Raw genomic sequence first — 20665 nt, 5'->3', positions numbered from 1 at the left:
GCGGGATCTCTCCCATGTTCCCGCTGGAGTCGGTTCGGCTCCCCGGCGAGGACCTGCCGCTGCGCATCTTCGAACCCCGCTACGGCGCCCTGGTTCGAGACTGCCTCGCCGGCGAGGCGACGTTCGGCGTGGTGCTGATCTCCGCCGGGCGCGAGGTGGGTGGCCAGGATGTGCGCCACAACGTCGGCACGCTCGCGCGCATAGTCGCGGGGGAGGAGTACGGCGAGGGCCGCTATCGCATCGAGTGCGAGATGACCGACCGCATCCGCGTCGACGCGTGGCACGACGACGACCCGTACCCCCGTGCGACGATCTCGGTGTGGCCCGACGAGCCCGGTGCCAACGTGACCGGCGCCGACATCGGCGATGTCGAGGATCGGGTGATGGACCTGTTCGAGCGCATCGCGTCGGCGCAGGAGGCGCAGCTGCCCCCGCGGGCCACGCTGCTCGGCGAACCCGAGCCCGGCGAGGATGCCGGCGCCCGGCTGTTCGCACTGGCCTCCCGCATCCCGATCAACCAGGCCGACAGGTACGCCGTGCTCGCCGCCCCGTCGGCCGCCGACCGGTTGGATGCGTTACGCGATGCGGTCGAGACGGTCGCCGCGCTGGTCGAATTCCGGCTAGCAGCTGAGTAACTCGCCCGACACGAACTCGGTGCGGGGCATCACATCCGGAACGTCTCGGTGGTAGTGCTCGAGGAGGTTGGCCGCCGGTGTGACGCTGGTCCGCCAGCCGTGGTTGGCCAGCCAGTCCGCCACGTCGGAGCGGTCCTCGAGGTATTCGGGGTCGAAGAAGTCGGGCCCGAACGCCTCGACGGCGAACCGGCTGCCGGCGGCGCTGAGCTCGTGCACGCGTGCGAACAGCAGATCCTGACCCGCCGCCGGTAGATAGCTCAGCAGCCCCTCCGCAGACCAGGCGGTCGGCTCGGAGGCGTCGAAGCCGTTGTCCCGCAGTGCTGTCGGCCAGTCCTGCCGAAGGTCGACGGCGACCGCGGTGTACCGGGCGGCCGCCTTGACGCCGTGGTTGCGCAGTGTCTCGACCTTGAACGCGAGCACCTGCGGCTGGTCGATTTCGTAGATCCTGGTGGTCGACGTCCACGGCAGGCGCCACGCTCGCGCGTCGAGTCCGGCTGCCAGGATGACCGCCTGCTCGACGCCGTTGGCGCCCGCTGCGATGAAGAACTCATCGAACCACTTGGTGCGCGCCGCGGCGTAGTCGCCGAGGTGGGCGATGCGTTCGGTGATCGCGCGGGACGGTGGGCTCCATCCGCGCTCCGACGCCGCGTCGATGAACTGCTGCGCGTGCGGATCGGTGAAAAGCGGTTGCTTCGATGAGGATTCGCGAGCTCTCGCCCACGCCACGCCCAGCGCGGTCGCGCCAACGCCCTCGGTGACATCCCAGCTGTCGTCTTCGGTGCGGCCTGTGGTCATTCGCCCATCTCGTCCTTCGTCAGCAGGTCATCGCGGAACGCCTGCTCGCGGTAAGCGAGTTGACCGACGCGGTTCGCGACCACCGGGGCGGTGATCACGGTGAAAAGTCCGGTGAGAAGCACCATTCCGACGTCGGGGTGGCCGCGCAGCCGGATCGCCGCCCCGGCCAGCACGAGCAGCAGCCCGAGCACCTGCGGCTTGGTCGCTGCGTGCATACGCGACAGCGTGTCCGGGAACCTGACCACGCCGATGGCCGCGGTGAGCGCGAGCACCGAACCGGCGAGCACCAGTACCGCGGCGACGACGTCGAGTGCGTTCACGTGATACCGCCTTCGCGGTCGGTGTCCCGAACCCTGAAGCGCGCCACGCTAACCGAGCCGACGAAGCTGATCAAGGCGAGCGCCGTCAGGCTGTAGGTGACCGTGGTGTCGAGGCTGAACGCGGCCCAGGTGCCGATCGCGCACATCGTCACCGCGACGAAGGTGTCCAGGGCCACCAGTCGGTCCAGGGTGCCCGGCCCGGCCAACAGCCGGAACATCGTGATCGCGGCGGCCGCGGTCAACAGCACCGCGGCGATGATCCAGATGACGGTCACGAGGCCTCCTCTCGCTGCGGGGAAGGCCGCCAGTGCGCCTCTCGTTCGAACGTCGCGACCATCAGCCGCTCCACCGTGGCGACCTGCCGGTAGAAGCGGTTCACCCCGCGCTCCGAGCCGACGTCGATGACGTGTGCGTAGATCATCCGGCGGTTCTGGTCGATCTCGAGCACGATGGAACCGGGGATGAGGTTCATGATGTTGACCGAAAGAGCCAGCACCAGATCCGATTTGAGGTTGAGGTGTGCTCGCAGCACCGCGGTCAGCGGAGGCGGCCCCGGACGGATCGCGAGCCACGCCACCTGGACCGACGACAACACCAGCGAGTAGGCGACGTAGCCGATGAGCCGGATCAGCGACAACGGGTGCAGGCGGCCCTCGGTCGGCACCGGCGGTAGCGGCAGCAGCACCGTGATCACCAGGGCGATCGCCAGCCCGCTCACGGCGTTCGCGGCGGAGACCTCGCCCCACAGCAGCATCCAGACCAGAATGAGGAAGCACAGCACCCAGATGCGCAGCAGGGCCTTTCTCATCGCGCACCACTCCCATCCCCGAGCACCGCCGTCAGGTACTGCCCACGATCCAGCACCTCGACCGCCGCCCGTTCGCTATACCCGAACATCGGTCCGGCGAACACCGTGAGCGCGATGCCGACGGCGAGGAGCGCACCGGTGGGGATGAGCATGCCGACGGGCATCCGGCCCACGTCGTCCCGCTCGGTGAACACGACATCCTCGGTGTCGTCGACGAGCGCCGACGGACTGGCCGCGGACATCTCGCCTTCGGGCGCGTCGGCGCGCTCCCGCCAGAACGCCTTGGTCCACACCCTGGCCATGACGTAGAGCGTCAGGAGGCTGGTGACCACGCCGCCGCCCACCAGTAGCCACGCGAGCACCGAGCCGTCCTGCGCGCCCGCCTCCAGCAGCGCCACCTTGCCGATGAACCCCGAGAACGGCGGGATGCCGCCGAGATTCAGGGCGGGGACGAAGAAGATCAGCGCCAGCAGCGGGCTCGCGGCGGCCAGCCCGCCGAGTCGCTGCAGGGTCGACGCGCCCGCCTGCCGTTCGATCAGACCCACCACCAGGAACAGCGTGGTCTGCACGATGATGTGGTGCGCGACGTAGTAGACGGCGCCCGACATCCCGAGCTCGCTGGAGAGCGCGATGCCGAACACCATGTAGCCGATGTGGCTCACCAGCGTGAACGACAGCAGCCGCTTGATGTCGCTCTGCGCCATCGCGCCGAGGACGCCGACCACCATCGTCAGGAACGCCGCGATCAGCAGGACGTCGTCGAGTGCGCCGCCGGGGAACAGCAGCGAGTGCGCTCGGATGATCGCGTAGACACCCACTTTGGTGAGCAGGCCGGCGAACACCGCCGTCACGGGCGCGGGCGCGGTGGGATAGGAGTCGGGCAGCCACGACGACAGCGGGAACACCGCGGCCTTGATACCGAACGCCACCAGCAGGACGGCGAAGAGTGCGCTGCGGGTGCCCGCGGGAACGTCGTCGAGGCGGACCGCGATCTCGGCCAGGTTGAGCGTGCCCGTCGCCGCGTAGATCAGCGCGATGCCGATGAGGAAGATCAGCGACGAGACCATCGACACCATCACGTAGGCGATGCCCGCACGGACCCGCTCGGCGCTGGCCCCGATCGTCAGCAGGACGAAGCTCGCCGCCAGCAGCACCTCGAAGCCGACGAACAGGTTGAACAGATCGCCCGCCAGGAACGCCGTGCAGACGCCCGCGGACAGCACGAGGTAGGTCGGCAGGAAGATCGAAACAGGTTGGCGTCCATCGCCGTCCCGGATGCCCTGGCCGATGGCGTAGAAGACGACGGCCAGCAGCACGGCCGCGGACACCACCAGCATGAGAGCGGACAACCGATCCAGGACCAGCGTGATGCCCAGCGGTCCCATCCCCGGCTCGGTCGGCCCCCAGCCGCCGACCTGCACCGCGATGGTGCCGTCGCGGTCGGCGAAGTAGACCAGCGCGCAACACACGGCGAGCACCGCGGCCAGCGAGACCACGGTGATGCCGCGCTGCAGTCGCGGCCTGCGGCCCGCGATGAGCGTGGCGGCCGCCGCGATCGTCGGAATGAGCACGGGCAGCGGGACGAGAGCGCTTGGATTCATCGCGATCCCTCGTGCCCCGGCAGCGCGTCGAGTTCGTCGGGTTCATCGGTGTCGCGCCGCATGTCCGGGGCCGGCGGGTCCTCGTCGAGCGTCGTCGACTCCGTCTTTACTCTGGTGTCCTCGACGTCGTCGTCCACGTCCTCGTCGGAGTTCAGTCGGTACGAGCGGTAGGTGAGCGCCAGCACGAACGCGGCGACTCCCATGGTGATGACGATGGCCGTGAGGATCATGCCCTGCGCCAGCGGATCCGAGGTGGCGGTTTCACCCGCGCTCGTCCGGCCGCGAACCGGCGGATTGCCGGCGGGCCCACCAGCGGTGAGGATCAGCAGGTTGACTGCGTTGCCGATCAGCAACAGGCCCAACAGCATTCGGGTCAGCGTGCGTTCGAGGAGAAGGTAGACACCGGCACTCGTCAGGCCGCCGATGAGGACGAGGGGGACAACGAAGGTGGTCATCGTGCCTCCGCCCGCTGCGCGACGATCTCCTCGTCGACGCGCGCGCCGAGGCTGCGCAGCACGTCCAACACCAGACCCACCACGATCAGGTAGACACCCAGGTCGAAGAACAGCGCCGTCACCAGCTTCACCGAGCCCAGCACCGGCAGGTCGAACGCGATGACCGCGGAGGACAGCACCGGGGCGCCCAGGAACAGCGACGTCACCGCGGTGCCCGCCGACAGCGCGAGACCCGCGCCCAGGATCTTGCCCGCGTCCAGCGGCAGCGTCTCACCGAGTTCGTAGCGCCCGCCCGCCAAGTAGCGCAGCACCAGCGCCAACCCGGCCGTGAGGCCGCCCGCGAAACCGCCGCCGGGGGTGTTGTGGCCGGCGAAGAAGAAGTAGGCCGACAGCAGCATGATGAGCGGGAAGATCAGGCGCGTCGCCACTTCCAGCACCAGCGACCGGTTGCGCGGGTCGCGCAACTCGCTGCCGCGCAGCCAGGTGACGTCGCCGGAGGCCGGGCTGGTGCCGAGCGCGGGGATCCGGCCGATATCGGGCTGGCCGGCATCGGCGACCCGCGGGGCGGCCCCGAACCTCCTGTTGCGGAACACCATTGACGCGACACCGGTGGCCGCGACGAGAAGCACCGAGATCTCGCCCATGGTGTCCCAGGCGCGGATGTCGACCAGGAGCACGTTGACGGTGTTGGAGCCGTGGCCCCGGTAGTACGCCGCATCGGGCAGCAGTTCGGCGATCGGCCTGGTCGAGCGCGCAGCCATCGCGAACACGGCCAGCAGGGTGACGGTCGCCCCGACGGCGATCGCGAGCACCGCCCGCGGCAGCCGGTTCAGGGTGATGTTGGCGCGGTCCGCCTCGGCGGGCAGCGACCTCAGCACCAGCACGAAGATGACGAGCGTCAGCGTCTCGACGAGAAACTGGGTGAGCGCGAGATCGGGAGCGCCGTGGAACACGAAGATGGCACCGCACCCGTATCCGGTGACACCGACGAGGAGGACCGCGGCCAGGCGGTTGCGCATCACGGTGGCGCTGAGAGCGGCCGCGAGGATGATGAGTCCGACGACGACCTGTAGTGGGTGGTCCCACAGCCGCAACTCGGGGACCGACCGCGCCCCGAGCAACAGCGCGACGATCGGGAAGACCACCAGCGTCGACAGGATCACCGCCTGGGTGGCCGGAATCGAGCCGCGCTGGGTGAGCGAGGTCAGCCGTACCGCCAGTACGTCGGCGCCGCGGACGACGCTGTCGTAGATGCGGTCCGCGTTGCCCAGCGGCAGGTACCCCACCCTGGTCCGGGGCAGTTTGGATCGGGTGAAGAACGAGGCCGCGCCCACGGCGAGCACCAGAAGCGACAGCAACAGAGGAAGATTCACGCCGTGCCAGAGCGCGAGGTGGTAGCCGGCACCGCCGGGCGCGGTGTCGGCGTACTCGGCCAGCACGGCGTCCAGGCCCCCCGGCCAGAGGCCGAACACCAGGCCTGCGGCGGCGAGGACGGCGGGTGCCGCCAGGAAAGTCGCTGTCGGACGGTGCATTTCGGCGACCCGCTGGCTGGGCTCGGCCCGTCCCTTATCGGCGAATGCGCCGTAGACGAAGCGCAGGCTGTAGATCGTCGTGAACACCGAGCCGAACACCACGCCCGCGAGTACGAACGGACCGGCCCACCCGAGCGCGGTGGTCTCCGCGAGCGTCGTGAGATCCGCCTCCTTGGCGACGAATCCGAAGAACGGCGGAATGGCCGCCATGCTCGCGGCGCCCGCGAGCCCGATGACCAGCAACGGTTTACTGCGCCGGCCCAGCCCGGCGAGACGGCGAATGTCGCGAGTACCGGTGGCGTGGTCGATGATGCCCACGACCATGAACAGTGCCGCCTTGAACATCGCGTGCGCGCACAGCATCGCCAGGCCGGCGAGCAGCAGGTCGCCGCTGCCGCCGCCCACCATGACGGTGATCAGGCCGAGCTGGCTGACCGTGCCGAAGGCGAGGATCAGCTTGAGGTCGTACTCGCGGACCGCACGCCAGCCGGCCATGAGCATCGTCAGCAGCCCGAGTGTGATGACCATCGGTCGCCACGGCGCGGCATCGGCGAAACCGGGCGCCATCCGGGCCACCAGATAGACCCCGGCCTTCACCATCGCCGCAGCGTGCAGATAGGCGCTGACGGGAGTCGGCGCGGCCATCGCGCCCGGCAGCCAGAAGTGCAGCGGCACGATGGCCGATTTCGACAGCGCACCGACGAGGACCAGCACGACGCCGACCGACGCGGCGGTGCCGGTGGGCGGCGCGGCGACCAACTCGGAGAGCAGATAGGTGCCCGACATCTCGCCGAGGATGATGATGCCGACGAGCATCGCCAGCCCGCCCGCGGTGGTGACGAGCAGCGCCTGGGTCGCGGCGCGCCTGCTGGTCGCGCGCTCGGCGTAGTGACCGACCAACACGAACGACAGGACGGTCGTCAGCTCCCAGAACAGGTAGAGCAGCAGCGTGTTGTCGCTGACGACGAGACCGAACATCGCGCCGGAGAACGCGGTGAGTTCGGCGGCGAAGCTCGGCAGCCGCTTCTCGGTGTGACCGTCGTGGTGGTGGAAGTACTCGGCGCAGTAGAAGAGGACGAGCGCTCCGACGGCGAGCACCAGCACGCTCATGATCGCGGCGAGGGTGTCGAAGCGCAGGTCGATGTTCATCGACAGCTCGGGGACCCACTCCATACGCACGCTCGGCGCCGCCCCCGGACGGGGCCAGTTCAGCACGACCCAGCTGAGCGAGAGCAGCGGAACCACCGCGAGCCCGTAGAACGCGTGCCGTCCCCACCGCCGCACGAGCAGCGGCGCGAGCGCGGCGGCGACCGCGTGCGCGCAGAGGATGGCGAGCATGGCACTCTTTCCGGCTCACGTCGGCGAGCGCTTTCATCGGGATTCGTCGTTACTTGGAGTTGATCAAGATTCTACGGATCCTGCTTTTCCCCGAGCGTCCGGTCAGAAGTACCGACCCCGAAGCGGAGCCACGCCAGCAGCGTCTCACCATGTGATACGGGTCGCATCGACCCGCTCGTGTGAGCCACCTCGCATTGGGCAAAATCGCCGTGCGTGTAAAGCGACGACGGGCGCGGTTGCCGATGACGGCACCCTCATCCGCGTCGACGTTCGGCCAGCGAACGCCTTGGCGCGCCCACGGACACTGCTTTGCTGCCCATGAGCAGCGAGTGAACTGACCCGCCAGTAAGTTGGCTCGCGTTCCAGCGATGCCCTGGCAGATGTTTTCAAGATCAACAATCTCGTTTGCAGATTTGCAAATGGGTGTCTGTGGTGAACATTTTGCAGCAACTGTGCAGTGGACTCACGGTAAGAAGAGATGGCCTAGCTAAATCCCTGAACTGCAAAAACTTCACTTGACCAAGACCTACTGACCGGTAAGTTCTCGGTTCGCGGGGGAACTGACGGTTCGGAAAGGATGGACATGCAATTAGCTGTACGGTCATCATTCGCTGCGGGCGTGGCGATTTTGGGAGCTGGGATCCTCGTCGCCGCTCCGGTGCGGCCGGTGGCCCTGGAGCTGCCCGATCCGGTAGCCGCAGTTCGCTCCGCCTCGGTGGAGTTGTCGGCGGCGGTCAGCCCGCTGGTGGTGCAGCCTGCAGCCGCGTCGATCGCGGCGCTACCCGATCCGGGGGCGCTCCTCGCGGTGGCGCAGGCGTTCGTCGCCCAGTTCGGGGAGGGGCTCAAGCAAGCCCCCGGCCTGCTTCAGCAGGCCATTCAAGAGGTCCTGGCCGGGCAGATCACCCAGGCTCTTAACACCGCGGCGAACATCGTGCTCACGCCGGTCACCGGGCCCGTTCTCGACGCGATCTTCAGCGGCGGCGGGCCGCTGGTCGATCTCGTCGACGTCCTGCAGCCGTCGCTGGCCTTCTTCCCCCCGCTCGCCAACGTCGTCGGCTTGCTCAAGAACCCGGACTTCCTCCTCACGGTGGGTCTCGGCCCGCTGCAGTCGATCTACTCGATCAACACGGTCATCGGCGGTGCGGCGGAGACGGTGCTCAAGGCCGCCCAGGCGGGCGACCTGAGCGGCGTGGTCAACGGTGTCATCAAGGGCCTGGTCGACTTTCAGGGCACCGTGGTGACGCAGTTGTTCGCCGCGGGCACGGGACCGTACTACTACGACCGCGGTCTGATCGGAAGCCTGATCGCAGCGGGTCAGATGGTCATCGACGCGATCACGGCGCCGGCCGCGACTGTCACCGCTGGGGTGCAGACGGCGGCGAAGGTGGAAACCTCTGCGCCGGAGGCCCTCTCGGCGTCATCCGAAGAAGCCGCCGCCGCTGAGGCCAAGCCGTCCGCATCGGCGGCCGAGGAGGCGCCGGCCGCCACCGAGGTGAAGCCCGCCACCGAGGTGAAGCCCGTCGCCGAGGTGAAACCCGTCGCCGAGGTGAAGCCCGTTGACGAGGCGGAGCCAACCGCCGAGCCCGAGGTGCGCACCGGCATCGTCGCGGTGCCGGGCAAGGGTGTCGTCAGTGCCCCGGCTGGCAAGGACGAAGCCGCCACGACTGGCGCGCAGGAGGATCCGCCGGCGACGGACGCGACGACGAAGGCCGACGCCGCTTCGACCACATCCGACACAGGCGACGGCGCCACGGGTGACGGTGCCGGGAGCGGTTCGGACGCGGGCGGCTCGGACGGCGAGTAACGATCGCGACCGTCGGCCCCTCCAGTTACGTGCTGGAGGGGCCGTACGCGTCAGCGCCGCGCGGCGCACATCCTGATCGGGATCGCGTGGCACAGCAGGCCGATGCCGGCGCCGAGGATCGGCCAGATCGGCCAGAAGTACGTGGGGCCGCCGGATACGGCGACCGCCGTCCACACGGTCAGCACGATCACGACCATCAGCAGGTAACCCGCGAGGTGCAGGCGAACCGACAACCGGGCGGCCGCGCGCTGCGCCTCGCGGCGCCGCGGGTCGTTTCGGTGTAGGAGTGCGAGCGGTAGGTCTGCGACCAGTTCCCGAAGCTCACCGGAGGTCTGCGCGGCGAACGCCGAGCCGACGCGGCGTTCGTACTCGGGCATGTCGAGGTAGCCCTGAGCGAGCGCCAGCCCCAGTTGACCGGCCGCGGTCTCGCGCTCGCGGTCACCGGCGCGGACTGGAGTGCTGTGGGTCCCGGAAGGTGCAGCAGTCATAGGTCAACGCTGACATGTCACTAGTGGAATGTCAACGGGTGGAGGTGAACGAATCGATGGCGTCGCTCGACTGGCTGTCCGGCCTGGTCGCGTCAGCCTGATCCGGTTGCTCGCCGCTCGTTTGGTGAATGTGCTGCAACCGGCCGACCGCGCGCTCACCATGAGGTCATCCGGGCCGAACTACGAAACGAGGCTGCGATGGCTATCGACGAAACCACCTTGAACGCGTTCATCGGGAAGGCCGTCGGCGACCTCGGTGCCGCGATGAGCGCGGCACTGATGCTGGTCGGCGACCGTCTCGGGTTGTACCGCGAACTGGCCAAGGGCGCGGTGACGTCAACCGACTTGGCGAAACGCACCGGTACCGACGAACGGTACGTCCGCGAGTGGCTGGGCAACCAGGGCGCCGGCGGCTACGTCGAGTACGACTCCGCATCCGACACCTGGTCGCTGAGCGAAGCGCAGGCACTCTGCCTTGCAGACCCGGCGGGTCCCGTCGACCTCCCCGGCGCGTACAACATCGTGGAAGCGACCTTCCACGCGCTCGACCGCACACTCGAGAACTTCCGGTCGGGCGCGGGCCTCGAATGGGGCGAGCACCACCCGTGTCTCTTCGAGGGCACCGAGCGATTCTTTCGCGCGGGTTACCACACCAACCTCATCGATGCCTGGTTGCCCGCACTCGACGGCGTCGTCGACAAGCTTCAACGCGGCGCGAAGGTGGCGGATGTCGGGTGTGGACACGGCGCGAGCACCATCCTGATGGCGGCGGCCTTCCCGCAGTCGGAGTTCGTCGGTTACGACTATCACGGGGAGTCGATCCGGGTGGCCGAGGAGAAAGCCGCCGCGGCGGGTGTCGCGAACGCCCGGTTCGAGGAGGCCGATGCCGTCGGATACGACGGTAAGGGCTTCGATCTCATCGCCTTCTTCGACTGCTTGCACGACATGGCCGATCCGGTCAGCGCGGCCAGGCATGCGCGAAGTGCGGTGGCCGATGACGGCGTCGCGATGATCGTGGAGCCGTTTGCAGGAGACCGGGTGCAGGACAACATGAATCCGGTGGGCCGCGTGATGTACGGTGCCTCGACACAGATCTGCGTCCCGGTGTCTCTGGCCCGCAACGGCCCCGCCCTCGGCGCGCAGGCGGGAGAGGCCAGGCTGCGCGACGTCGTGGTTGACGGTGGTGGTTTCAGCCGGTTCCGCCGCGCAACCGAGACGCCGTTCAACCTGGTACTCGAGGCCCGACCGTAGGGGGCTAAACCTGCCGCCCTTCGGCGAACGCCCGTAGCGAATCGACCTGTACCGGATCCAGGGACGGCCGGACGTTCTGGCGGGCCTTGGCCACGTCATCGGCCGTGACGTCGGCGGCGTCGATCGACCGGCGCATCGCGGTGAGTGCGGCTTCCCGAAGCAGCGCAACGCAATCCGCTGCGCTGTAGCCGTCGAGGTCGTCTGCCAGAGCGTCGAGGTTGACGTCGTCGCTGAGCGGGATCGACTTGCCCGAGGTGTGCAGGATCGCGCGTCGCGCCTCGGCGTCCGGTGGCTCCACGAAGACCAGCTTCTCGAGGCGGCCCGGCCGCAGCAGCGCGGGGTCGATCAGGTCCGGCCGGTTGGTCGCGCCAAGCACGATGACATCGCGTAGCGGGTCGATGCCGTCGAGTTCGGTCAGTAGCGAGGCCACGACGCGGTCGGTGACACCGGAGTCGATGCTCTGACCGCGCCGCGGCGCCAGCGCGTCGATCTCGTCGAGGAACACCAGCGACGGCGCGGAATCCCGCGCACGCCGGAACAACTCGCGCACGGCCTTTTCCGACGAGCCGACCCACTTGTCCATCAGCTCGGCGCCCTTGACGGCATGGACCGACAGCTTGCCGGTGCTGGCGAGCGCACGCACGACGAACGTCTTGCCGCAGCCGGGCGGGCCGTACAGCAGCACGCCGCGTGGCGGATCCACGCCCAAGCGCTGGAACGTGTCGGGGTGCTGCAGTGGCCAGAGGACGGCCTCGGTCAGCGCCTGCTTGGTCTCGACCATGTCGCCGACGTCCTCGAGCGTCACCGAGCCGACGGAGACCTCCTCGGTGGCGGATCGCGACAGCGGGCGGATCACCGACAGTGCGCCGACGAAGTCGTCCTGCGTCAGCGCGGGGGGCTTGCCGTCGGCGCTCGCCCGCGCCGCCGCCCGCAGCGCGGCCTCGCGCACCAGCGCGGACAGATCGGCGACGACGAAACCCGGTGTCCGGGAACCGATCTCCTCGAGATCTAGTCCCTCCGACGGAACGCCGCGCAGCAGCACCTCCAGCAGCGCCTTGCGGGTCGCGCCGTCGGGAAGGCTCATGCCCAGCTCGCGGTCGCACAGGTCGGGTGACCGCAACCGGCTGTCGAGTGTGTCGGGCACCGCCGAGGTGGCCACGAACGCCACGCCCTTCGTGCCGATCGCGTTGCGCAGCTCGGTGAGGATGAGCGTCGCGACCGGTTCGGCGTCGGCGGGTAGCAGCGCGTCGATGTCGGTGATGAGCAGGACGCCGCCGCCGTCGCGTACCGTCGCGACGGCTGCGGACACACTGGCCAACCGGTCCTCGGGGCGCAGTGCGCCGACCTCCGGGCCGTCGAGCTCGACCAGCCTGCGCTCGGCGCATACCGCGCGTACCAGCGTGGTCTTGCCGACCCCCGCCGGCCCCGTCACCAGGACACCCAGATTGGCTGTGGCGCCCAGGGTTTCCAGCAGCTTCGGCTCGTCGAGCGCCAGCTTGAGCCACTCGGCCAGCCGGCCCGCCTGCGTGTGCGCACCCTTGAGATCGTCGAAGGGAATCGCCGGTGTGGACTTCTCGGTGGGGGCGGTCACGGTGACCTGACCCGTTGGCGAGGGGGCGACGGCGGTGTCCGTGCTCGCCGAACCGCCCGACCCGTCGCCCCAGGTGACCAGTGAATTCGGTTGCACGCTCACGGGTCCCGGCGGATCGACGCTCGTCACGGTCAGCAGTTCGGATGTCCACGTGATGCCGACCGATGACGCGAGGGCGGTGGTGGCCTCCGATGTCGACGTGCCGGGGCCCAGGTCGCGCGGCAGCAGTGACACGGTGTCGCCCACCGTCATGACCTTGCCCAGCAGGGCCAGTCGCAGCGTGGCCGCTGACAGCGACTGGGTGGCGAGCCGGGATCCGCTGAGCGTCACCGACTTCGCTCCGTACACGGTGACCGGCGCGACGATGACGGTGCTGTTCTCGGGCAGCCCGGCGTTGGACAGGGTGACGTCGTCGATGAGTGCGGTGCCCGCGGGAGTGCCCGGCGGGGCGATGCCCACGACCGTCGCGGTCGTACGCGAACCCGTCAGCGACACCGCGTCCCACTCGCGAATGCCCAGTGCCGCAATGACTTCGGGATGCAATCGGGTGACACCGCGGCGCGCGTCGAGCGCCGACGTGTTGAGGCGCGCCGTCAGCCGCAGGTGCGAGGGACCGGAATCCTCGACGGCGAGTTCCTCGTCGCGCCGCTCAGTCATCCCGCGAGCCCGGCTTGCGCAGGCCCAGCCGGACCACCGACCGGCGATTGGGCGCGGCTCGCCGTGCCGCTCGGCGGATGTCGCGCCGCTGCTTGGGCTTGGTGTCCCAGGCCTCGGGCCGCGCGGCCACCCACCGCTGGCTGCGGACTGTGAACGGGATGATGCACAGGTACCCGGCGATGATCAGCAGCAGCAGGATGTACGGGAACAGCAATAGCCCCGCCGCGGCGGCGGCGATGAGGATCAGCAGGATCGGTGCGGCGTTGGGCGGCACCGAGATCGCCTTGAGCGCGAGGGTCGGGATCCGGCTGACCAGCAGCGCGGCGTTGATCGCCAGCCACACACAGACGAACCACGAGGACGTCCACCAGCCGTGGCCGAACTGCATCATGGCGACCAACGGGCCGATCGACCCGACGGCACCGCACGGAGCGGGCATGCCGGTGAAGAACTGGCGGGTGTAGGCCGGCTGGGTGTCGTCGTCCAGAAGCGCGTTGAAGCGGGCGAGTCGCAACACCACGCACACCGTGTACAGCAGGACGAAGATCCAGCCGACCTGCGAGCCCTCGAGCATGCTCACGTAGATGACCAGCGCGGGTGCGACGCCGAAGTTGACCGCGTCGGCGAGCGAGTCGATCTCGGCGCCCATCCGGGACTGCGCGTTGAGCGCGCGGGCGATGCCGCCGTCGATGCCGTCGAGGACCGCCGCCGCGCCGATCAGGGCCAGCGAGATCCACGGCTTCTCGTCGAGCGCGAACTTTATGGACGTCAATCCGGCGCAGATCGCGAGCACCGTCGTCGCACTGGGCAGAATGCGCATGGAGATCGGCGGCGTCTTGATGCGACTCATCGAGGCAGCTCCGCGAGGATCGTCTCGCCACCGATGGCGCGCTGCCCGATCTCGACGCGCACCTCGGCGTCCGCGGGGAAGTAGGTGTCCAGTCGCGAGCCGAACCGGATGAGCCCGTACGTCTCGCCGAGCTCCAGCTTGTCGCCGACCTTCGTCGAGCAGATGATGCGCCGGGCGATGAGGCCCGCGATCTGCACCGCGACCACGTCGACGCCGTCCGACGTGCGCAGCCACACGCTGTTGCGCTCGTTGGACGTGCTCGCCTCGTCGCGCTCGGCGGAGCCGAACTCGCCCGGCTGGTACTTGATGGTCACGACCTCACCGGCTACCGGCGCGCGCTGAACGTGCGCGTCGAACACCGACAGGAAGATGCTGACGCGTGTCATCGGGACCGCGGGCAGGTTCAGCTCGGTGGGCGGCTGCACGGTCTCGATCAGCGTCACCCGACCGTCGGCCGGGGCCACGATCACGCCGGGCCGAGTGGGGGGCACGCGTGGCGGGTGCCGGAAGAACAGGGCACTGAAGCTCGCCGCCGACAGCCCCGTGTTGCGCAGCCAGCGATGCCGCCGGCCGGCGAGGGCGATACCGAGGCCGCCCGCGATGAACGGCAGGCCCGCGGGGTGCAGGGGAGGGACGGTCATGCGGACGAGGTCGACCAGTCGGGAGAGCTCGGATTGGTCGGGGGCGTCGGCTGGGCGCGCTGGTCTGGCCATGGGGCTCCGATTCTACGGTCGGGACGGGTTGCCGGGACTGCTAACCCAGGTCCCAGACTCGGACGGTTGAGCCTGCGGGCAACTCGACGACGTCCTCGCCCAGTTCCAGCAGGCAGTTCGCCGAGGCCAGCCACCGAAGGTGATGCGATGCCGGAGGGCCGTAACTGGTCACGGTCCCTCCGCGGGCGTCCAGCACGCCGCGCCGGAACTGCCGCTTACCCCGCGGCGAGGTCAAGTCCTCGGTCAGTGTCGCCTCGACGCGCGGGCGGTCCGGTTCCGGCTGGGCCATCGCAGTGCGCAGCGGCGAGCGGATGAACACCTCGAACGACACCAGGGCGCTGACGGGGTTACCCGGCAGCGTGATGATCGGCGTGCCGTCGACCACGCCCGCGCCCTGTGGCATCCCCGGCTGCATGGCGACCTTGACGAATTCGACCTCCTCGCCGAACGAGTCCTTCACCACCTCGTAGGCGCCCGCGCTGACACCGCCCGTCGTGATGATGAGGTCGGCGTCTGCCGAGTGCCGGGACAGTGTCTCGCGGAACGTCGCGACGTCGTCGCCGGTCATCGTCGACGCGACCACCTCGGCGCCGGCGTCGCGGACGGCCGCCGCCAGCATCACCGCGTTGGACTCGTAGATCTGGCCCGGCTCGAGCGGGGTGCCGGGGGCGACGAGCTCGGTGCCCGTCGACATCACCAGCACGCGCTGCCGGGGTACCACCTCGAGGTGCCCCAATCCGAGCGCGGCCGCGAGGCCGAGCGCGGCGGGCGTCAGCACCTGACCCGCGTGCAACACCGTGGTGCCCGCGGTGACGTCCTCACCTGCGTGCCGGAGGTGTTGTCCGGTTCTGGCGCCGGCCCGGATCGTCACGGTGTCGACGCCGCCGTCGGTGACCTCGACGGGCACCACCGCGGTGGCACCGTCCGGCGCCGGCGCGCCCGTCATGATGCGGTGCGCGGTGCCCGGCGCCAGCGTGAGCCTGTCGGTGCGGCCGGCCGGAATGTCCTCTGCGACAGGAAGAGTCACCGGATTGTCTTCGGAGGCTCCGGCGACGTCCTCCGCCAGCACCGCGTAGCCGTCCATCGCCGAGTTGTCGAACCCCGGCAGCGACAGCGGTGCCACGACGTCGGCCGCCAGCACCAGGCCGAGGGCTTCGGCAAGCGGAACCGGTTGCGGCTCACGGGGCCTGATGAGGCCGGCGACAACCCGCTGATGCTCCTCGACGGACCGCACGGGTCAGACCTCGATGGTGACGCCGGTGAGCTGTTCGGACACCGTCCAGAGCCGCTCCTGAACGCTCACGTCGTGTGACTGCTTGCTGGACGACACCAGCACCGGGTGCCCCATCAACTCGCGGAACCCGTCCGGACCGTAGTACTGGCCGCCCTGGGCCGCCGGGTCGGTGGCGGCGCGCAGGGTCGCCAGCGCGCCCGTGAACGGGCTGTTGGTCACCAGCCCGGCGGCTTTCATGACGCCCGGCAGGCTGGTTCCGGGCACGTGCCGCATGAGTTCGGTATTGGAGATGCCGGGGTGCGCGGCCAGCGCGATCGTCTTCTGGCCGGAGGCCTCCAGTCGTCGCTGCAGCGTGTACGCGAACATCAGGTTGGCCAGCTTGGATTGTCCGTACGCAGCGACGCGACTGTAACGCCGGCGCTCCCATTGCAGATCGTCGAAGTCGATCTTCGCCTGGATCTTGTGCGCCATGCTGGCCACCACGACGATGCGTGAATTCGGCACGGCCAGAACGTTCTTCAGCAGCAGGCCGGTCAACGCGAAGTGACCGAGGTGGTTGGTGCCGAACTGCAGCTCGAACCCGTCGGCCGTCGTCGACTTCGGCGGGTACATGACGCCCGCGTTGTTGATCAGCAGGTCGATGCGCGGGTAGGCCGCCGCGAGCTCGGCGCCGGCCGTGCGGACCGAGTCGAGCGACCCGAGGTCGAGTGCGTGCACCGCCACGTTCGACGACGGCGCCGCCTTCCTGATCGTGGCGGCGGCGGCCTCGCCCTTGCCGGTGTCGCGCACGGCCATCACGACGTCCGCGCCGCGCCGCGCGAGCACCTTCGCCGTCTCGTAGCCCAGCCCGGTATTCGACCCCGTGACGAGGGCGACGCGGCCGGACTGGTCGGGAACATCGGCGTCGGTCCACTTGGCGCTCATGAGCACGACCATACTGATTCCCTGTGAAGCCCCTCGTCGATCCCGCCAATCGACCGAGCCGCAAAGCCCCGCTGGTGTGGGCTGTCGCCGCAGCGGTGCCGTGGGCGCTGCTGGCAATCGGGCAGGTGGTGTGGTGGCTGCTCGACGCTCGGTGGCCGCTCTGGCACGGCCTGGCCGCCGCGGCGACCGCAGCGGGTGCGCTGTTCTTCATCGGGGTGGTGCCGGTGTGGCGTTACCGGGTGCACCGGTGGGAGGTCGGTGCCCAAGCGGTGTACACCCGTACGGGGTGGCTGGTGGAGGAACGCCGCATCGCGCCGATCTCCCGCGTGCAGACCGTGGACACTCAGCGCAGCCCGCTGGATCGCCTGTTCGGACTCGCCAACGTCACGGTCACGACGGCGTCGTCGGCGGGTGCGGTGCAGATCGTCGCGCTGGACTCGGACGTCGCAGACCGCATCGCCGCGCAGTTGACCGACATCGCCGCGCTGGGCGAGCAGGACGCGACGTGACGCAGCCGGATGGGTGGCGCCGGCTCAGCCCGCGGATGCTGCTCGTGAGTCCGGTGCACGAGGTCCTCGGCCAGCTGCCGCTACTCATCGGCGCGGTGGTGCTGGGCACCGCGACGGGAAACGTCTGGTACTCCGTCGCCGCTCTGTCGCTCATGGTGCTCTACGGCATCGCGAAGTGGTTCACCACGACCTACCGGATCGACGTCGACCAGATCCAGCGCCGCGAGGGCGTCTTGCAGCGCAAGGTGCTATCCGTGCCGCGCAACAGGATTCGCTCCGTGTCGACCGACGCCCGGCTGCTCCACCGGCTACTCGGGCTCGCCGTCGTCAAGATCAGCACGGGTCAGGAGGGCGGCGGCCAAAGCGAGTTCGAGCTGGACGCCGTGCCCGTGGCGGAGGTGGCCTCCCTGAGGGCGCTGCTCGTCGAGGAACGGCAACCCGACGAGCTCGAGGGGCCGCGCGAGCAGGTGCTGGCCCGCTGGCAACCGTCCTGGCTGCGGTACAGCCCGCTCAGCTTCACCGGCCTGGCGACGATTGCGGCCGCTGTCGGGGTGGTCTACCAGACGGGTGCTGCTGCGGCGCTTGAGAATTCGGAGTTGACCCGCGCCGGCCTGGATGCGGCACAGCGCGCGGGTGTGGTTGCGACGGTCGCCATCGCGGTGCTCGGACTGCTGGCGATGTCGGTCCTGCTGTCGGTCGCCAGGTCGCTGTTCGCCTACGGCAACCTGCTGTTGTCCCGGCGCGATGACACGCTGCATCTGCAGCACGGCCTGCTCAGGTTGCGCGAGCACACCTACGACACCGCGCGGTTGCGCGGCGGCACACTGCGGGAACCGTTGCTGGTGCGGCTTTTCGGAGGCGCGCGGCTCGATGCGGTGATGACGGGCGTGAACGGCGCCGGCGAGGCGTCGTTGCTGTTGCCGCCGTGTCCCCGCGCGACGGCGCAGCGTGTGCTGTCCGAGTTGACCACTGCGGACGTGGTTGATCGCGCGTTGGTCGGCCACGGGCCCGTCGCGACGCGCAGGCGGTGGACGAAGGCGTTCACCGTCCCACTGCTGCTCGCCGTCGGACTGGGCGCCGCGTCGTGCTTCGTCGGGATTCCGGTCTGGGTGTGGGTGGGGTTGGGTGTGTTCGGCGCAGCCAGTGCCGGATTGGCTGCGGATCGGGCTCGCGCACTGGGGCACTGGGTCGACGCGCAGTGGCTGGTGGCCCGCGCGGGCAGCGTGGACCGGCGGCGCGACTGCATCGCCGCAGCGGGCATCATCGGGTGGACCGTGCGGCAGACCGTCTTTCAGCGTCGCGCGGGAGTGGCGACGTTGATCGCGGCGACGGCCGCTGGCGTCAAGGGTTACCGGGTCCTCGACGTGCCCGCCGACATCGCATGGGAGGTCGCGGCGTCGGCGTCACCCTGGGTGGCGGACAACGAGTGGGTGCGGGCCTAGCATACGGGTGTGACACGAATCGTGTTGCGGGCCTGAGTCATCCACAGTCCGGGTTTCATCCACAGGTCGATCGTCCACCGTGGCGAGAGGTCCTCGACGTCCGGATAATCGAATGTATGTGCGAAGCGTTTCGGGATCCGGCGGGGATGGACGATGCCGCGCTGAACCTCGCGATCACCGGGTACGCGCGGATAGAGGCCGCGACCGCCGGACACCGCCTGGCCGCGATCGCCGAACTGATCGACCGGCGCCTGGGCACCGAGTTGGCGCGGTCGCGGGAACGGTCGGCCTGCGACGCCTGGGATTGCTGTGCCGCCGAGATCGCCGCCGACCTGATCGTCAGCCACCGCACGGCCTCGGGGTTGATGTACCAGGCCCTGGACCTACGCGACCGGATCCCCCTGACCGGGGACCTGCTGCGCCTCGGCGACATCACCCCGAAGGTGGCGGCCACCGCGTCGTGGCGCACCCAACTGATCGTCGACCCCGACGCGCTGGCCCGGGTGGACGCCGACCTCGCCGCAGTGGCCACCCGATGGGGCGGCTACTCCGAGCAGAAACTCGCCGACGCCATCGACGCCGCGATCGAACGCCACGACCCCGACGCGGTGCGCCGGTTCCGCACCGCGCAGCGCTCGCTGAACATCGCGTTCGGCAAACCCGACGACGCCACCGGCACCCGCTCCATCTACGGACGGGTCAGCGCCCTGGACGCCGAACTGACCGACCGCCGCCTGGACGCCATGGCCACATCGGTGTGTCCCGAGGATCCGCGCACCCACGGCGAACGCCGCGTGGCCGCCCACGGGATCATCAACGCCGGCGGCGATCACCTGCCGTGCCTGTGCGGATCCCCGGACTGCCCCGCCACCGGGCCCGACGCCCGCGGTAAGCACTTCGAGATCCTCGTCCTGACCGACAACCCCCACCCCGCCGACGGCCCGGCACCCGACGACGGCCAGGATGACGGCCCGGATGACGGGCCGGACGACGGTGGGCCGCGCTACGACCGCGACTACGACTGGGAGCAGCACTGGACCGACGAAGCGCCACCCGAGGACGAGGAAGAGCCCGAACTGCCGCCCGGCGACGGGGAACCGGACCGAGACGTCGACCCCACGCGTGACGACGGTGTAGGTGACGACCCGGTCGTCAACTGGGAACACCATCGGCCCGCCGACGACGAGCCCGACGAGCACCCGGAGCCGCCACTCGACGAGGAATCCGCGCCCGAACGAATGGATTCCGTCACCGAGCCCGAGAACGCCGAATCCGCAACGACTCCCACCCCCGCGACCACCACCCCGTGCGGGTATACCGCGATCGTCGCCGGCGGTGGCGTCCTGCCCGCCGCGCTGCTGGCCGACCTGTGCCGGATGGGCGCCTCCATCCGCACCATCGCCACACCCGAGGACCTGACCGCCGAGATCCGCTACCGACCCTCCATCGCGACCCAACGTCTCGTCCGGGCCCGCGATATGACGTGCCGGTTCCTCGGCTGCGATCACCCGGCCGAGTACGCCGATCTCGACCACACCGTCCCCTACGGCCGCCCCGGCGGGCTGACCCATCCGGGCAACATCGCCACGCTGTGCCGAAAACACCTATTGGTGCACAGTGATGGCAACCGGACGGCTTCGACGGGGGTCGATCCGGTGGGCTGCTGGGTGACTCGGAAAACACTTGCCATAGATGGCTTTCAAGGTGATTTGTCCATA

Annotated in this window: 19 protein-coding genes; 6 read left to right on the top strand and 13 right to left on the bottom strand. The window is 69.4% G+C overall.

Annotated features, from left to right (window positions below; all coding sequences use genetic code 11):
* The first annotated feature begins 14 nt into the window (after positions 1–14).
* Positions 15–635 carry an LON peptidase substrate-binding domain-containing protein gene (locus NM203_RS07310; protein ID WP_255059708.1) on the top strand — a complete coding sequence of 207 codons (621 nt, stop codon included), beginning with the start codon at positions 15–17 and terminating at the stop codon, positions 633–635.
* Here the strand turns inward: NM203_RS07310 and NM203_RS07305 are convergent.
* From NM203_RS07305 to NM203_RS07275, 7 genes are read right to left on the bottom strand one after another with little or no spacing between them, the layout of a single operon-like run.
* The gene (locus NM203_RS07305) at positions 621–1430 is read right to left on the bottom strand and encodes an SAM-dependent methyltransferase (protein WP_255059164.1); all 810 of its coding nucleotides are present in this window, start codon (positions 1428–1430) and stop codon (positions 621–623) included. The two genes, NM203_RS07310 and NM203_RS07305, sit on opposite strands and share 15 nt — an antisense overlap.
* The gene (mnhG, locus tag NM203_RS07300; protein ID WP_255059163.1) at positions 1427–1750 is read right to left on the bottom strand and encodes a monovalent cation/H(+) antiporter subunit G; all 324 of its coding nucleotides are present in this window, start codon (positions 1748–1750) and stop codon (positions 1427–1429) included. The genes NM203_RS07305 and mnhG overlap by 4 nt, the downstream gene beginning before the upstream one ends.
* Complete coding sequence (locus NM203_RS07295) at positions 1747–2025, bottom strand: monovalent cation/H+ antiporter complex subunit F (protein WP_255059162.1); 279 nt, start codon at positions 2023–2025, stop codon at positions 1747–1749. The genes mnhG and NM203_RS07295 overlap by 4 nt, the downstream gene beginning before the upstream one ends.
* Entirely contained in the window at positions 2022–2558 is a 537-nt protein-coding gene (locus tag NM203_RS07290; RefSeq protein WP_255059161.1) for a Na+/H+ antiporter subunit E, read from the bottom strand. The genes NM203_RS07295 and NM203_RS07290 overlap by 4 nt, the downstream gene beginning before the upstream one ends.
* The gene (locus NM203_RS07285; protein WP_255059160.1) at positions 2555–4159 is read right to left on the bottom strand and encodes a Na+/H+ antiporter subunit D; all 1605 of its coding nucleotides are present in this window, start codon (positions 4157–4159) and stop codon (positions 2555–2557) included. Before NM203_RS07285 ends, NM203_RS07290 begins: the two co-directional genes overlap by 4 nt.
* Positions 4156–4614, bottom strand: coding sequence for a Na(+)/H(+) antiporter subunit C (locus tag NM203_RS07280; protein WP_255059159.1), 459 nt, complete (start codon positions 4612–4614; stop codon positions 4156–4158). The genes NM203_RS07285 and NM203_RS07280 overlap by 4 nt, the downstream gene beginning before the upstream one ends.
* Positions 4611–7484, bottom strand: coding sequence for a Na+/H+ antiporter subunit A (locus NM203_RS07275; RefSeq protein WP_255059158.1), 2874 nt, complete (start codon positions 7482–7484; stop codon positions 4611–4613). The genes NM203_RS07280 and NM203_RS07275 overlap by 4 nt, the downstream gene beginning before the upstream one ends.
* Before the next feature lie 619 nt (positions 7485–8103).
* On the opposite strand from NM203_RS07275, the gene NM203_RS07270 reads away from it, so the two are divergent.
* Entirely contained in the window at positions 8104–9288 is a 1185-nt protein-coding gene (locus NM203_RS07270) for a hypothetical protein (RefSeq protein ID WP_255059157.1), read from the top strand.
* Between the two features lie 50 nt (positions 9289–9338).
* Here the strand turns inward: NM203_RS07270 and NM203_RS07265 are convergent, their stop codons facing one another.
* The gene (locus tag NM203_RS07265; protein WP_255059156.1) at positions 9339–9776 is read right to left on the bottom strand and encodes a DUF1707 domain-containing protein; all 438 of its coding nucleotides are present in this window, start codon (positions 9774–9776) and stop codon (positions 9339–9341) included.
* Positions 9777–9974: 198 nt separating this feature from the next.
* Between NM203_RS07265 and NM203_RS07260 the strand changes: the two genes are divergently transcribed.
* Entirely contained in the window at positions 9975–11027 is a 1053-nt protein-coding gene (locus NM203_RS07260) for a class I SAM-dependent methyltransferase (protein ID WP_255059155.1), read from the top strand.
* A 4-nt stretch (positions 11028–11031) separates the two neighbouring features.
* Here NM203_RS07260 and NM203_RS07255 read toward each other — a convergent pair whose 3' ends face one another.
* The 5 genes from NM203_RS07255 to NM203_RS07235 are packed head-to-tail and all read right to left on the bottom strand — an operon-like array spanning position 11032 to position 16996.
* Positions 11032–13275, bottom strand: a complete 2244-nt coding sequence (locus NM203_RS07255) for an AAA family ATPase (RefSeq protein ID WP_255059154.1) — start codon at positions 13273–13275, stop codon at positions 11032–11034.
* Entirely contained in the window at positions 13268–14125 is an 858-nt protein-coding gene (locus NM203_RS07250; RefSeq protein WP_255059153.1) for a CDP-alcohol phosphatidyltransferase family protein, read from the bottom strand. The genes NM203_RS07255 and NM203_RS07250 overlap by 8 nt, the downstream gene beginning before the upstream one ends.
* Positions 14122–14838, bottom strand: a complete 717-nt coding sequence (locus NM203_RS07245) for a phosphatidylserine decarboxylase (protein WP_255059152.1) — start codon at positions 14836–14838, stop codon at positions 14122–14124. Before NM203_RS07245 ends, NM203_RS07250 begins: the two co-directional genes overlap by 4 nt.
* A gap of 40 nt (positions 14839–14878) precedes the next feature.
* Complete coding sequence (gene moeA / locus NM203_RS07240; protein ID WP_255059151.1) at positions 14879–16072, bottom strand: molybdopterin molybdotransferase MoeA; 1194 nt, start codon at positions 16070–16072, stop codon at positions 14879–14881.
* A 3-nt stretch (positions 16073–16075) separates the two neighbouring features.
* The gene (locus NM203_RS07235) at positions 16076–16996 is read right to left on the bottom strand and encodes an SDR family NAD(P)-dependent oxidoreductase (RefSeq protein ID WP_255059150.1); all 921 of its coding nucleotides are present in this window, start codon (positions 16994–16996) and stop codon (positions 16076–16078) included.
* Positions 16997–17019: 23 nt separating this feature from the next.
* Here NM203_RS07235 and NM203_RS07230 point away from each other — a divergent pair, with 23 nt between their 5' ends.
* From NM203_RS07230 to NM203_RS07220, 3 genes are all read left to right on the top strand, one after another.
* Positions 17020–17505 carry a PH domain-containing protein gene (locus tag NM203_RS07230; RefSeq protein ID WP_255059149.1) on the top strand — a complete coding sequence of 162 codons (486 nt, stop codon included), beginning with the start codon at positions 17020–17022 and terminating at the stop codon, positions 17503–17505.
* 35 nt (positions 17506–17540) lie between these two features.
* On the top strand, positions 17541–18947 hold the full coding sequence (locus NM203_RS07225) for a PH domain-containing protein (RefSeq protein ID WP_255059707.1): 1407 nt from the start codon (positions 17541–17543) through the stop codon (positions 18945–18947).
* 116 nt (positions 18948–19063) lie between these two features.
* Positions 19064–20665, top strand: a 1602-nt coding sequence (locus tag NM203_RS07220) for an HNH endonuclease (RefSeq protein WP_255059148.1), incomplete at its 3' end; no start/stop codon positions are given.

Origin of the sequence: Mycolicibacterium arenosum (assembly GCF_024320865.1) — a bacterium.
Lineage (GTDB): Bacteria > Actinomycetota > Actinomycetes > Mycobacteriales > Mycobacteriaceae > Mycobacterium > Mycobacterium arenosum.
Note: the sequence above shows the minus strand (reverse complement) of the source record. Positions and strands in the feature narration are given on the sequence as shown.

What these genes read in the sequence shown, in the direction of transcription:
- NM203_RS07305 (WP_255059164.1), bottom strand. Translation starts at nt 1,430, where the DNA reads ATGACCACAGGCCGCACCGAAGACGACAGCTGGGATGTCACCGAGGGC.
- NM203_RS07290 (WP_255059161.1), bottom strand. Translation starts at nt 2,558, where the DNA reads ATGAGAAAGGCCCTGCTGCGCATCTGGGTGCTGTGCTTCCTCATTCTG.
- NM203_RS07280 (WP_255059159.1), bottom strand. Translation starts at nt 4,614, where the DNA reads ATGACCACCTTCGTTGTCCCCCTCGTCCTCATCGGCGGCCTGACGAGT.
- NM203_RS07275 (WP_255059158.1), bottom strand. Translation starts at nt 7,484, where the DNA reads ATGCTCGCCATCCTCTGCGCGCACGCGGTCGCCGCCGCGCTCGCGCCG.
- NM203_RS07265 (WP_255059156.1), bottom strand. Translation starts at nt 9,776, where the DNA reads ATGACTGCTGCACCTTCCGGGACCCACAGCACTCCAGTCCGCGCCGGT.
- NM203_RS07310 (WP_255059708.1), top strand. Translation starts at nt 15, where the DNA reads ATGTTCCCGCTGGAGTCGGTTCGGCTCCCCGGCGAGGACCTGCCGCTG.
- NM203_RS07235 (WP_255059150.1), bottom strand. Translation starts at nt 16,996, where the DNA reads ATGAGCGCCAAGTGGACCGACGCCGATGTTCCCGACCAGTCCGGCCGC.
- NM203_RS07245 (WP_255059152.1), bottom strand. Translation starts at nt 14,838, where the DNA reads ATGGCCAGACCAGCGCGCCCAGCCGACGCCCCCGACCAATCCGAGCTC.
- NM203_RS07225 (WP_255059707.1), top strand. Translation starts at nt 17,541, where the DNA reads ATGCTGCTCGTGAGTCCGGTGCACGAGGTCCTCGGCCAGCTGCCGCTA.
- NM203_RS07255 (WP_255059154.1), bottom strand. Translation starts at nt 13,275, where the DNA reads ATGACTGAGCGGCGCGACGAGGAACTCGCCGTCGAGGATTCCGGTCCC.
- NM203_RS07250 (WP_255059153.1), bottom strand. Translation starts at nt 14,125, where the DNA reads ATGAGTCGCATCAAGACGCCGCCGATCTCCATGCGCATTCTGCCCAGT.
- NM203_RS07285 (WP_255059160.1), bottom strand. Translation starts at nt 4,159, where the DNA reads ATGAATCCAAGCGCTCTCGTCCCGCTGCCCGTGCTCATTCCGACGATC.
- NM203_RS07260 (WP_255059155.1), top strand. Translation starts at nt 9,975, where the DNA reads ATGGCTATCGACGAAACCACCTTGAACGCGTTCATCGGGAAGGCCGTC.